Source organism: uncultured Sphaerotilus sp. (assembly GCF_963924895.1).
Classification (GTDB): domain Bacteria; phylum Pseudomonadota; class Gammaproteobacteria; order Burkholderiales; family Burkholderiaceae_C; genus Sphaerotilus.
The window spans coordinates 21,391-33,772 of the sequence record NZ_CAWURG010000036.1; the positions used below are offsets into that span (position 1 = coordinate 21,391).

A 12,382-nucleotide genomic window follows, 5' to 3' on the forward strand; every position below is an offset into this window, starting at 1 on the left:
ACCCCACCGACTCCGCTTCACCCGCACCGAGGTTCCCCATGTCCAACCGACTCCGCGGCAAGACCGCCCTCATCACCGCCGCTGGCCAGGGCATCGGCCGCGCCACCGCGCTCGCCTTCGTCCGCGAAGGCGCCCGCATCATCGCCACCGACGTGAACGCGGCTGCGCTGGATGCGCTGGCCGCCGAGTGTGGCTGCACGGTGCAGGTGCTCGACGTGACCGACCCGGCCGCGATCGAAGCGGCCGCGGCGCAGCACGGGCCGATCGATGTGCTGTTCAATGGCGCCGGCTTCGTCCACGCCGGCACGGTGCTCGACTGCACCGAGGCCGAGTGGGACTTCGCGATGAACCTCAACGTGCGCTCGATGTTCCGCACGATCCGCGCCTTCGCCCCCGGCATGCTGGCCAAGGGCGGTGGCTCGATCATCAACGTCGCATCAGTCGCTGGCAGCCTCAAGGGCGCGCCGAACCGCTTCGTCTACGGCACGACCAAGGCCGCGGTGATCGGCCTGACCAAGGCGGTGGCGGCGGATTTCATCACCAAGGGGCTGCGCTGCAACGCGATCTGCCCGGGCACGGTCGAGTCGCCCTCGCTGCGTGACCGCATCGACGCACAGGCGTCGGCCACCGGGCTGACACAGGCGCAGGTCGAAGCCGCCTTCATCGCCCGCCAGCCGATGGGGCGCCTGGGCCGCGTCGACGAGATCGCGGCGCTGGCGGTGTACCTGGCGAGCGACGAGTCGTCGTTCACGACCGGCACTACGCAGGTCATCGACGGCGGCTGGTCGAACTGATCCACCTCCCGTCCCACCTACCGTCATCCTCGCGAATGCGAGGATCCACCGACACAATCCCCGTCACTGCCCTGCGTGGGTGCCCGCTTTCGCGGGCATGACGGGGCTTGAAAGGACTCCCATGAAACTGCTGCGCCACGGCCCCCGCGCCAATCCGAAACCCGGTCTGCTCGACGCCGACGGCCAGGTCCGCGACCTCTCCGCGCTGATCGGCGACATCACGCCGGCCTCGCTCTCGCCCTCGTCGCTGGCGGCGCTGGCCAGCGTCGACGTGTCCGCGCTGCCCATCGTCGCGCAGGGCGAGTTGCAGGTGCCGTGGACGGGCATGACCAAGTTCATCGCCATCGGCCTGAACTACGCCGACCACGCCGCCGAGTCGAACATGCCGATCCCGAAGGAGCCGATCGTCTTCACGAAGACGGTGGAATGCGCAGTCGGCTGCCACCACGACGTCGTGCTGCCGCAGGGCTCGGTGAAGTCGGACTGGGAAGTCGAACTCGGCGTGGTCATCGGCACCCGGGCGCGTTACGTGGACGAGGCCGACGCGCTCGCGCACGTCGCCGGCTACTGCCTCATCAACGATGTCTCCGAGCGCGAGTACCAGCTGGAGCGCGGCGGCACCTGGGACAAGGGCAAGGGCTGCGACACCTTCGGGCCGATCGGGCCGTGGCTGGTGACGGCCGACGAGGTGGGCGACGTGCAGAACCTGGGCATGTGGCTCGACGTGAACGGCCAGCGCATGCAGACCGGCAACACCGCGACCATGATCTTCAACGTCGCGCAGATCGTCAGCTACCTCAGCCGCTTCATGACGCTCAACCCCGGCGACGTGATCACCACCGGCACGCCCCCCGGCGTCGGCATGGGCCAGAAGCCGAGCCCGGTGTTCCTGAAGGCGGGCGACGTGATGCGCCTGGGCATCGACAAGCTGGGCGAGCAGCAGCAGACGGTGCATGCTTGGAACCCGGCGTTGATCGACGCCTGAGCGCGGCGACCTCCAGGCCGTGACGGGCGCAGGTCTTTCGACGCCGCACCATTGAGGTTCACACCAAGGGGACGCTGCCATGAAGACCTTGAACTCTGCGGTCGGTCGCCAGGGCCTGAACGCCCGCGCAGACCAGGACACCATCCAGACCTTGCTCAACCGCGTGCCCGTCGCCGATGGCGGACCCACGCCGCCACTGACGGCGGCGATCCGCGACCGCGCGATCAGCGCTCCGCTGCAAGCCGCGATCGAACATTTCCAGCAGCACAACGTCGACCAGCGCTTCCGCGACGGCCGCATCGACCCGGGCGGGCAGACGCTGCGCATGCTCAACGTGCTGGCCGGCGAGGGGCCGATCAAGCCGCACCTCGGGCAAGGCCGGCCCACAGGGGTGGTGGATTTTGACCAGCCTACGCAGCGGTCGATCGACGTGCGCGCGGGTCTGGTGCCGCTGAAGCAGCCCACCCCCAACGGCTGCTGGGCCACTGCGGCCACGATGATGTGGAAGCTGCGCAACCGAGGCCAGATCGCCGACGCCTTGCCCGTGCGACAGCAGATCAGCGACCTGCTCAGCCGCACCCGCGAACGCCACTGGACGGACGTGTTCGAAGCGGACACCGGGTTGGCGCAGCCACAGGTCAACCCGTTCTTCTGCCACACGCTGGGCATGCGACCGATGGACTCGGCCCTCCACATGCGCGTGGCGATGGGCAGCGCGGGTGGGGCGTATTTCTGGGTGCCGCTGCTGCGACTGACACACCGGCCTTGGCTGATCAACACCGGACGTCTGAACGACGGCACGCCGAGTGCGCACATGGTCGTGCTGATCGGCGCCTCGCTGGACGAAGACCTCCCCAATGCGTTTGCACCTCCGCGCAAGGGGCCTTCGCTCGGGGGCGTGAGCATCATCGATCCCAAGGTGGGCCACGAGCGGCGGCTGAGCGGGCACGACATCGATTTCCTGCTCGGGCAACTCGCCCCGGCGCCCGGCGCGGATCCCTTGCCTGTGGAGCTGGCGACGCGCATGCGTTGCCTGAGCTGGCCCTGAACCTGAACTCAACCGCCTTCGACGTCCCGACATGTCCGCACCCTTCATCCGCATCCATCCGACCGACAACGTCGTCATCGCCCGCACGCAGCTGCTGGGCGGCACCGTGCTGGCCGGCGAGGGCGTGACCGTCTCCGGGCTGGTCCCGCCCGGTCACAAGGTCGCCACCCGCGCCATCGCGGCGGGCGAGCCGGTGCGCCGCTACGGGCAGGTCATCGGCACGGCGACCCAGCCGATCGCGCCGGGCCAGCATGTCCACACCCACAACCTCGCCTTCAGCGACTTTGCCCGCGAACACGCGGACGGGGTGGACGCGGTGCCGACCGCGTTCGAGGCCGAGCCGGCGACCTTCGACGGCATCGTCCGGGTGGACGGCCGGGTGGCGACGCGCAACTACATCGGCGTGCTGACCTCGGTGAACTGCTCGGCGACCGTGGCGCGCGCCATCGCGGACCAGTTCCGCCGCGATGTCCGGCCCGAGGCGCTGGCGGCGTTTCCGAACGTGGACGGCATCGTCGCGCTGACGCACGGCATGGGCTGCGCGACGGCCAGCGACGGCGAGGAGCTGCGCGTGCTGCGCCGCACGCTGGGCGGCTATGCACGGCACCCGAACTTCGCGGCGGTGCTGGTGGTGGGCCTCGGCTGCGAGACGAACCAGATCCAGGGGCTGATCGCGCAGGAAGGCTTGCAGGAAGGCGCCCGGCTCGTCACCTTCAGCATCCAGGATTCCGGCGGCACGGCGCAGACCGTGGCGCGTGGCGTCGCGCTGATCCGCCAGATGCTGTCTGAGGCGAACCGCGTGGCGCGCCAGCCCGTGCCGGCGCGGCATCTGGTCGTCGGCTTGCAGTGCGGCGGCTCGGACGGCTATTCCGGCCTGAGCGCGAATCCGGCGCTCGGCGCGGCAGTCGATCGGCTGGTGCGGCATGGCGGCACGGCGATCCTGTCGGAAACGCCCGAGATCTACGGTGGCGAGCACCTGCTGACGCGCCGCGCCGTCAGCGTCGAGGTCGCAGACAAGCTGCGTGCCCGCATCGCGTGGTGGGAGTCCTACACCGCGCGCCACGCCATGCGCATGGACAACAACCCCTCTGCCGGCAACAAGGCGGGCGGGCTGACGACGATCCTCGAAAAAAGCCTCGGCGCCATCGCCAAGAGCGGCACGACCAACCTCGTCGATGTGGTCGAGTTTGCGCAGCCGGTCACCGCGCAGGGCCTCGTCTTCATGGACACCCCCGGCTACGACCCGGTCTCGGCGACGGGGCAGGTCGCGGGCGGCGCCAACCTGATCTGCTTCACGACCGGGCGCGGCTCGGCCTATGGCTGCGCGCCGTCGCCGTCGCTGAAGTTCTCGACCAACACCGCGCTGTGGAACCGCCAGGCCGACGACATCGACCTGAACTGCGGCACGGTGATCGATGGCACCGAGTCGGTGGACGCAGCCGGCGAGCGCATCTTCCGTCTCATGCTGGACGCCGCCTCGGGCCGCGCCACCAAGAGCGAACAACACGGCTACGGCCAGAACGAATTCGTGCCGTGGCAACTCGGCGCGGTGATGTGAAAACGAAGACCCGCGACGTGAACAAGGATTCCTGATGGCACAACCGATCGCCGAGGGCAGCGTGTGCGTGCCCGCCGAAGACCTCACCGCGTGGGCGGTGCAGTGCCTGCAGGCGCTCGACCTGCGACCACCCGACGCCCGGCAACTCGCCGACAGCCTCGTGCAGACCAGCCTGTGGGGCGTCGATACCCACGGCATCGCCCGGCTGCCGCACTACTTCGAGCGGATCTCGCGCGGCTCGATCCGGGCACGGCCGGTGCTGCGCATCGAGCGCACGGGCGCCTCCACCGCGCAGGTCGATGGCGACCAGGGGCAGGGCATTCTGGTGGCGCATTTCGCCAACCGGCTGGCCATGGACATCGCCCGTGAAACCGGCATCGCGGCGGTGGGCGTGCGCGACTCGTCGCACTGTGGCGCGGTCGGCCTCTACGCCCGCGAGGCGGCGCGCGCGGGCCTGATCGGACTCGCCTTCACCCACGCCGACAGCATCGCCGCCCCGCATGGCGGCCAGCGCCCGTTCTTCGGCACCAATCCCATCGCCATCGCCTTCCCGCGCGCGGGCGGCGAGCCGGTCTGCCTGGACATGGCGACGACCTCGATCCCGTGGAACCGCGTGATGAACGCGCGCCGCGAGGGCCACACGCTGCCGCCGGACATCGCCATCGACGCGCAGGGCCAGCCGACCACTGATCCGGACGCCGCCATCGCCGTCACCCCGCTGGGCGGCAGCGACTACGGCCACAAGGGCTACGCGCTGGCGCTGATGGTGGATCTGCTCAGTGGCCCGCTGCACGGCAATCCCTTCGGGCCGAACATCCCGCCGATGTTCGGTGACCTGGACGCACCGCGCCGCATCGGAGCGTTTTTCCTCGTCATCGACCCGATGCGTTTTGCGGGCGGGCCGGTGCTGGCCACCGTCGTCGAGCAGATGGCGCGCACGCTGGCGGCCGAGCCCGGATCGCCCCGGATGCCCGGCGACCCGGAGCACGACTGTGCCGCCGAGCGCCGCCGCACCGGCATTCCGGTCGAGCCGCAGCTGGCGCGCCAGATGCACGAGTGGAGTGCGCGGCTGGGCGTCTCGTCGCCCCTACGTACTATTGCGCAGGGGTAACCCTTGTGGCTTTGCCGGAATCGGCTTTCTAGAATCGCCGGCACTGAACCGACATCCCCCATTTCAAGGAGCCTCTGCATGGAACGTCGCAATTTCATCCGCCAAACCGGCCTGGCCGGCGTGCTCGCTGCGGGCGCTGCGCCTGCCATCGTCCATGCCCAGGCCGCCATCCGCTGGCGCATGGCGTCGAGCTTCCCGAAGTCGCTCGACACCATCTTTGGCGCTGCGGAGGAGTTCGCCAGGCAGGTCAGCGCGATGACGGGCGGCAAGTTCCAGATCTCGACCCACCCGGCTGGCGAGCTGATGCCGGCGTTTGGCGTCGTGGACGGCGTGCAGAACGGCACCGTCGAGATGGCCCACACCGCGCCCTACTATTTCTTCGGCAAGGACGAGACCTTCGCGCTGGGCTGCTCCATTCCCTTCGGTCTGAACAGCCGCCAGATGACGGCGTGGATGTTCGAGGGCAACGGCCTGAAGCTGATGCGCGAGTTCTACAAGACCTACAACATCATCAACTTCCCCGGTGGCAACACGGGTGCGCAGATGGGTGGCTGGTTCCGCAAGCCGGTGACCTCGCTGGCCGACATCAAGGGCCTGAAGTTCCGCATCGGCGGCTTCGGCGGCAAGGTGATCGAGCGCATGGGCGGCGTGCCGCAGAACATCCCCGGCGGCGAGATCTACCAGGCGCTGGAAAAAGGCACCATCGACGCCGCCGAGTGGGTCGGCCCCTACGATGACCTGAAGCTCGGCTTCAACAAGGTCGCCCCGAACTACGCCTACCCGGGCTGGTGGGAAGGCGGCCCGCAGCTCGACTTCTTCATCAACCAGAAGGCCTTCGATGCGCTGACCCCCGAGTACAAGGCCATCGTCGAAGCCGCGGCGGCCTACGCCCACGTCGACATGCAGGCCAAGTACGACGGCCGCAACCCGGCGGCACTGAAGACGCTGGTGTCCGGTGGCACCAAGCTGTTCCGCTTCCCGAAGGATGTGATGGAGCTGGCGTTCAAGGAATCGATCGCGATGTATGCGGAACTGAGCGACAAGAACCCGCACTGGAAGAAGGTCTACGCTGATTTGTCCAGGTTCCGTGCCGACCAGAACCTGTGGTTCCGCTTCGCCGAAGCCGGTTTCGACGACTTCATGCAGGCACAGAAGCTCTGACCTCCGCGGCGGCTCCTGTCCGCCCGAAGCTCTGGCCCGGTCTGGCGTTCGCGCTGGCCGGGTCGATTGCTTTTTCGGGCAAGGCGATCATCGTCAAGCTGGCCTATCGGCACGGGGTCGATGCGGTCACGCTGCTGATGCTGCGCATGCTGTTCGCGCTGCCGCTGTTCGTGGCGCTGGCGTGGTGGTCCAGCCGCGGCAAGCCCGCCCTGACGCGGCGCGACCTCGTGGCGGTGGTCGGCCTGGGCTTCTCGGGCTATTACCTGGCGAGCTTCCTCGACTTCGCCGGGCTGGCCTACATCAGCGCCAGCCTGGAGCGGCTGATCCTCTACCTCAACCCGACGCTGGTGCTCTTCCTCGGCGTGGTGCTGCACGGCAAGCGGGTCACGCGCCAGCAGATGATTGCGCTGGGCGTGAGTTACGCCGGCGTGCTGGTGGTCTTCGGGCGCGAGATGACGGATCTCGGTCCCCATGTCGGGCTGGGCGCAGCGCTGGTCTTTGGCAGTGCGCTGAGCTATGCCATTTACCTGGTGCAGAGCGGGCAGGAGGTCAACCGCCTCGGTGCGCTGCGGCTGACCGGACTGGCGACCACGGTGGCCTGCCTGCTGTGCATCGGGCAGTTCGTGGTGCTGCGGCCGGTGGCGTCCGTGTTCGAGGTCGCGACGCCCGTGCTGTGGCTGTCGCTGCTCAACGCCACGGCCTGCACCTTCGCCCCGGTGATCCTCGTGATGCTGGGCATCGAGCGGCTGGGCGCGGGTCTGGCCGCGCAGACCGGGCTGGTCGGGCCGATGAGCACGATCGTGATGAGCGTGTTCGTGCTGGGGGAGCCGATGACGGGGTGGATCGTCCTCGGCACGCTGCTGGTGCTGGCCGGGGTGGCCTTGCTGGCGCGCTGGCGCTGACCGGGCGCCGGTCAGCGCCGCGAGGACACGAGGATGCCCGCCACGATCAGCGCAAACGCCACCGCGTGGTAGCCGTGCGGCGCCTCGCCGATCAGCGCGGTGGACAGCAGCGCGGCGAACAGGGGCGTGAGGTTGGCGAAGATGCCGGCGGTGGTCGGACCCACGGCCGCCACCGCCCGGCCCCACAGCGCGTAGGCGATCAGCGAGGGGCCGACAACGATGTAGAGCACCGCCGCCGCAACCGCCGGTGACCATTCCGGCTGGCGCACCGAGAACACCGATTCCAGACCCGCTGCGCCGCCGGCCCACACCACACCGAACAGCGCCTGCACCAACAGCGCTTCGTCCCAGGTCCAGACGCGGCGCTGGCCGTCCGCGCCGATGACCCGTGGACGCGCCTCGCCGCGCATCGACGCGGGCGGCCGGGCCAGCATCCAGCTGTAGCCGGCCCAGCTGGCCGCCGCCGCCAGCATGTACAGGTCTCCCCGCACGAACTGCACGTCCGCCAGCGCCGACGGGTGCCCGCGGCTCAGCACCGTGGCCACGCCGACCAGCGACAGCGCGGCTCCGGACATCTGCGGCACCCGCGGCCGTTCGGCATAGAACACGGCGCCGACCAGCAGCATCCACAGCGGCATGCTGGCGGCGATCAGCGTCACGTTGATGGGGGTCGAGGTGGTCAGCGCGAGGTACTGCAGCGCGTTGTAGGCCCCGACCCCGAGCAGGCCCATCAAGCCGAGCGGCCGCCAGCGGGCCAGGATTTCGCGGCGCCGTTCGGCCGTGGCGATGGCCCGTTGGCCCAGCACCAGCAGCACCAGCAGCACGACGCCCCAGCGGATCGCGTTCAGCAGCAGCGGCGGCACATGCGGCACGGTCATGCGGCCGACCACCGCGTTGCCGGCCCACAGCAGGGGCGGCATGGCGAGCATCACGATCAGACGGGGCGTGAGGAGCATGGATATAGCGACTTCAATAGTTAAAAAATACCGATTCTTTGCATCTTCCTGTCCGACCTGCCCGCAAGATTGAGGATGCGGCGGAAAGATGAAACGTGCACAGTGTCGCCCAAAGGCGCCAGATAGGTGCATGGCTGTACGACTGGGAGTTCAGGATGGAAATGATCAGCAGCTCAAGTGCCCGAGGACGGGTGATGTCGGGACTCGAGCCGATGCACCAACGGGCACCGGATCCCGTCAAGCTGCTCCTGATCGATGACTACGAGTTCATCCGTGTGGGCGTGCGCACCCGCTGCGCCGAACTGCATGGGGTGCCGGTCAACTGGCTGGAGGCCGACAACCTGCGCGATGGCATGGACCTCTACCGCCAGCATGGCGATGTCGATGCCGTGCTGCTCGACCTCAATCTGGCCGACTGCAAGGGGTTGCAGGGCCTGCGCCAGTTCATGGAGGCCTTTCCGGCCGCCCAGGTCGTGGTCTTCAGCGGCACGCAGGACGAATTTGTCATCCGCCAGGCCCGCGCCCTGGGCGCACGCGGCTACATCCGCAAGAACGGTGCAGCCGATGATCTGGCCGCCGCGCTCGGCGCACTGCTGCCGGTCGACGAGCGTGTGATGCTGCGCCGGCCGGGGGCGCTGTCCGAAGTGATGTTTCCGCACATGCCCGGCTCGGCCGTGTTCGACCGCATCGCCGAACTCGGGCCGCGGCACCTGGAGGTGCTGGAGCTGGTGCTGTCCGGCTGCACGAACCAGGAAATCAGCGCCGCGACCAGTCTCTCGCTGGGGACGGTCAAGAACTACGTCTCGTCGCTGCTGCTGGCGCTCGATGTCAAGTCGCGCTCGCACCTGATCAGCCTGTTTCGCTAGCGGTGCCACCAGCGCTCGCCACCGCCCCGGTCGGTGTGACCCGCTACACGGTGGTGGGGCCGCCGCAGGCCTCGGAGGCACCGGGTGGCGAGGGCGGGCGCCCGGTCCAGGAGCGACGCTCGGTCGAGCGGCGCCTGCAGGACGCGGCCTTCGTCGAGGCCGTGGACCGTGCGCCGGGGGTGTTGCTGGTGCTGGCTGGCGCGAATCTGCTGTTCGCGGTCTGGCAGGGGGGCTTGCAGCAGCGGCCGCTGGTGCTGGCCTGCGCGGCACTGACGCTGGTGTGGCTGCTGGTGTGCCAGCAGGTGCAGCGCCGCCTGCTGGCCGACGCGGTGCAGCGCCGCACGACGCTGCGCCGCGACCGCAAGACCTGGCTGCGCATGATGGCGCTGGCGCTGCTGACACCGGCGCTGAACCTGGCGGTCAACCTCGCCGTCGCGTCCCGGGTCGAGCAAGAGCTGACGGTGGTGCTGGTGCTGGTGTCGCTGTATGCGGCGGCGGTGTGGGCCGCGCTGCCGGTGCTGGCACGCATGGGGGCCTGGGGTGCGGGGGCGGCGGCGCCGGTGTGTGCCGCGCTGGGGGAAATCCGGCTGGGCGTCACCCTGCTGGTCGCGGCCGTGCTGGCGCTGTGGCTGCAGCGCCAGGTGGCCACGGTCTGGCAGCGTGCCACCCGCTCCCGGCTGGCGGCCGACGACCTGAGCGCTGCGCTGGCCGGCGAGCGGGATGCCGCCGTGCGCGCCCAGCAGGACGCCAACCGCTTCGTCGCCACCGCCAGCCACGACCTGCGCCAGCCCATGCATGCGCTGGGCCTGTTCGTCTCGACGCTGGAGCGGCGCGTGCGCGGCGGCCCGGACGAGGCCCTGGTGCGCAACATGGTCCGCTCCATCGACGCGCTGGACCAGTCCTTCGGCGCCATGCTCGACATGTCGCGCCTGGACGCCGGCTCGATGGAGGCCAATCTGCAGTACTTCGCGCTGCGCGACGTGTTCCGGCGCCTGCACCTGCACTTCGCGGGGGTGGCCGAGGCGGCGGGGCTGAGCCTGCGCTTCTCGCCGGGCGGCAAGTCGGTGCGCAGCGACCCGCAACTGCTGGAGCGCGTGCTCGGCAACCTGATCCAGAACGCCCTGCGCCACACCCGCGAGGGCGGTCTCGTGGTGGTTGCCCGTACCCGGGCCCGGTCGCAGCAGATCTGCATCGAGGTCTGGGACACTGGCAGCGGCATCGGCGCGGACGAGCTGCCGCGCATCTTCGACGAGTTCTACCAGGTGCGCGACGGCACGCGGCGCCGGCAGCGCGGACTGGGCCTCGGACTGGCCATCGTCAAGCGGCTGGTGCGCCTGATGGGGCACACGCTGACCGTGGCGTCCTGTCCCGGGCGCGGCACCATGTTCCGCCTGGGCGTGGCCACCAGCGACTTCGACGAGGTCGAGCGCGTGACGGCCGCGGCCGACACCGTGCCGCTGCCGGTCTACGCCGCTCGCACCATCCTCGTCATCGACGACGAGGACAGCATCCGCGACGGCCTGTGCGTCGTGCTGACCGAGTGGGGCTACGAGCCGCACATGGCTGCCACGGTGGACGAGGCGGTCGGCCATGCCCGCCGGCTGGGCGACGGGCTCGACCTGGTGCTGTCCGACCTGCATCTGGCCGACGGCGAGGACGGCCTCGACGCCATTGCCCGCGTCCGCGAGGTCTGCGGCAGCGAGGTGCCGGCGGTGGTCATCACCGGCGACACCACCGCCGACGAGATGCGCCGCGTGATGGCCGGGGGCGTGCCGCTGCTGTTCAAGCCGGTGCAGCCGCGCAAGCTGATGTCGGTGCTGCGGCGCATGTCGCTCTGAGCGTCGCCCGGCAAAGTGACTTTCGGCAGATTTTCCCGGTGAGGGAGATGCCTAGACTGGGTCACCGCTTCCGACTGCATGTCCGACTGCCGCCATGTCCTCCTTCGATGTCGATGCCCTGCTGCTGCCGCTGGATGCGGACGCCCCCTGTGGCCCGCCGGACATGGAGTACGACGAAGTCTTCCAGTCGCTGGAGACGGCCGCCCGCGGCAAGCCCGAGCAGCAGTTTGGCGACACCGTCATTCCCGCCGAAGACCCCGACTGGGGGCAGATGCGCACGCTGGCGCTGGCGCTGTTCGCCCGGACCCGGGATCTGCGGGTGGCCATGCACCTGATCCGGGCCAGCCTGCACACCCACGGGCTGGGCGCGCTGCCGGACGGGCTGGCGCTGGTCACCGGCCTGCTGGAGCGCCACTGGGACCACGTCTGGCCGCGGCTCGACGCCGACGATGGCGGCGACCCGACCGAGCGGATGAACGCCCTGGCGCCGCTCAATGACCTGATGTCCGTGCTGGCCGATGTGCGTGCCGCGCGCGTCCCGGGTGACCGTACCGGGGTGACCGGCCGCCTGGTCGAGCTGGCCAGCGGCAAGGCGGTGGCCGGACCGGACGAGAAACCGCCCACCGCCGCCGGGCTGCTGCCCGTGCTGCGCGGGGCGGATGCGGCCGAGTCCGGCTTCACGGCGGCGCTCGCCGGCCTGCCCGCGCAGGTCGATCGGCTCGACGCGCTGCTCGGCGAGCGGGTCAGCACCGCCAGCCCCGACTTCAAGCCGCTGCGCGGGCTGGTGCGCGCCATCGCCGAGACGGTGGGTGCTGCGGGTGGCGCCACGGCAGCGCCGGCGGCCGGAATGCCGGGCACCGCCGCATCCATGGTCGCTGGCCCGCCGGTGGGGGCCGCGCCCGTCGCCGGGAGCGTGGTGGCCGTGCCCGGCCAGATCGCCAGCCGCGACGACGCGATCCGCATGCTGGAGCGCGTGTGCGAGTGGATCGAGCGCAACGAGCCCTCCCACCCCGCGCCACTGCTCATCCAGCGTGCCAAGCGGCTCATGAGCAAGAGCTTCTTCGAGATCATCCGCGACCTCGCGCCCGACGGCATGGACTCCGTCGAGAAGATCGCCGGCCTGTCCTACGACGAGGCCACCGGTTCCTGAACCCGCCGAAGCA

The 12,382-nt window shown here is 69.8% G+C and carries 11 protein-coding genes; 10 read left to right on the plus strand and 1 reads right to left on the minus strand.

What is annotated here, in order from left to right; genetic code table 11:
• The first annotated feature begins 38 nt into the window (after positions 1-38).
• The 7 genes from AABN02_RS13140 (at position 39) to AABN02_RS13170 (ending at position 7,559) form a co-directional block, all read left to right on the plus strand.
• Positions 39-794 (plus strand): SDR family oxidoreductase, encoded by a 756-nt coding sequence (locus AABN02_RS13140; protein ID WP_338415378.1) that lies wholly within the window; start codon positions 39-41, stop codon positions 792-794.
• 121 nt (positions 795-915) lie between these two features.
• Positions 916-1,779: a fumarylacetoacetate hydrolase family protein gene (locus AABN02_RS13145; RefSeq protein ID WP_338415379.1), complete on the plus strand. Its 864-nt coding sequence runs from the start codon at positions 916-918 to the stop codon at positions 1,777-1,779.
• Positions 1,780-1,858: 79 nt separating this feature from the next.
• The gene (locus tag AABN02_RS13150) at positions 1,859-2,827 is read left to right on the plus strand and encodes a hypothetical protein (protein WP_338415380.1); all 969 of its coding nucleotides are present in this window, start codon (positions 1,859-1,861) and stop codon (positions 2,825-2,827) included.
• A 31-nt stretch (positions 2,828-2,858) separates the two neighbouring features.
• Positions 2,859-4,385: an altronate dehydratase family protein gene (locus AABN02_RS13155; RefSeq protein ID WP_338415381.1), complete on the plus strand. Its 1,527-nt coding sequence runs from the start codon at positions 2,859-2,861 to the stop codon at positions 4,383-4,385.
• A gap of 34 nt (positions 4,386-4,419) precedes the next feature.
• Positions 4,420-5,496 (plus strand): Ldh family oxidoreductase, encoded by a 1,077-nt coding sequence (locus AABN02_RS13160; RefSeq protein WP_338415382.1) that lies wholly within the window; start codon positions 4,420-4,422, stop codon positions 5,494-5,496.
• Positions 5,497-5,574: 78 nt separating this feature from the next.
• Positions 5,575-6,657 carry a TRAP transporter substrate-binding protein gene (locus AABN02_RS13165; protein ID WP_338415383.1) on the plus strand — a complete coding sequence of 361 codons (1,083 nt, stop codon included), beginning with the start codon at positions 5,575-5,577 and terminating at the stop codon, positions 6,655-6,657.
• A complete protein-coding gene (locus AABN02_RS13170; RefSeq protein WP_338415428.1) occupies positions 6,654-7,559 on the plus strand; it encodes a DMT family transporter in 906 nt (301 codons plus the stop codon). The genes AABN02_RS13165 and AABN02_RS13170 overlap by 4 nt, the downstream gene beginning before the upstream one ends.
• A gap of 11 nt (positions 7,560-7,570) precedes the next feature.
• On the opposite strand, the gene AABN02_RS13175 is transcribed toward AABN02_RS13170, so the two are convergent.
• Entirely contained in the window at positions 7,571-8,515 is a 945-nt protein-coding gene (locus AABN02_RS13175; protein WP_338415384.1) for a DMT family transporter, read from the minus strand.
• Between the two features lie 194 nt (positions 8,516-8,709).
• Between AABN02_RS13175 and AABN02_RS13180 the strand changes: the two genes are divergently transcribed.
• The 3 genes from AABN02_RS13180 to tssA all read left to right on the plus strand — a co-directional run bounded on the left by AABN02_RS13180 (position 8,710) and on the right by tssA (position 12,369).
• On the plus strand, positions 8,710-9,381 hold the full coding sequence (locus AABN02_RS13180) for a response regulator transcription factor (RefSeq protein WP_338415385.1): 672 nt from the start codon (positions 8,710-8,712) through the stop codon (positions 9,379-9,381).
• 2 nt (positions 9,382-9,383) lie between these two features.
• Complete coding sequence (locus AABN02_RS13185) at positions 9,384-11,219, plus strand: ATP-binding protein (RefSeq protein WP_338415386.1); 1,836 nt, start codon at positions 9,384-9,386, stop codon at positions 11,217-11,219.
• Positions 11,220-11,313: 94 nt separating this feature from the next.
• Positions 11,314-12,369 (plus strand): type VI secretion system protein TssA, encoded by a 1,056-nt coding sequence (tssA, locus tag AABN02_RS13190; RefSeq protein WP_338415387.1) that lies wholly within the window; start codon positions 11,314-11,316, stop codon positions 12,367-12,369.
• The last annotated feature ends 13 nt before the right edge of the window (positions 12,370-12,382 follow it).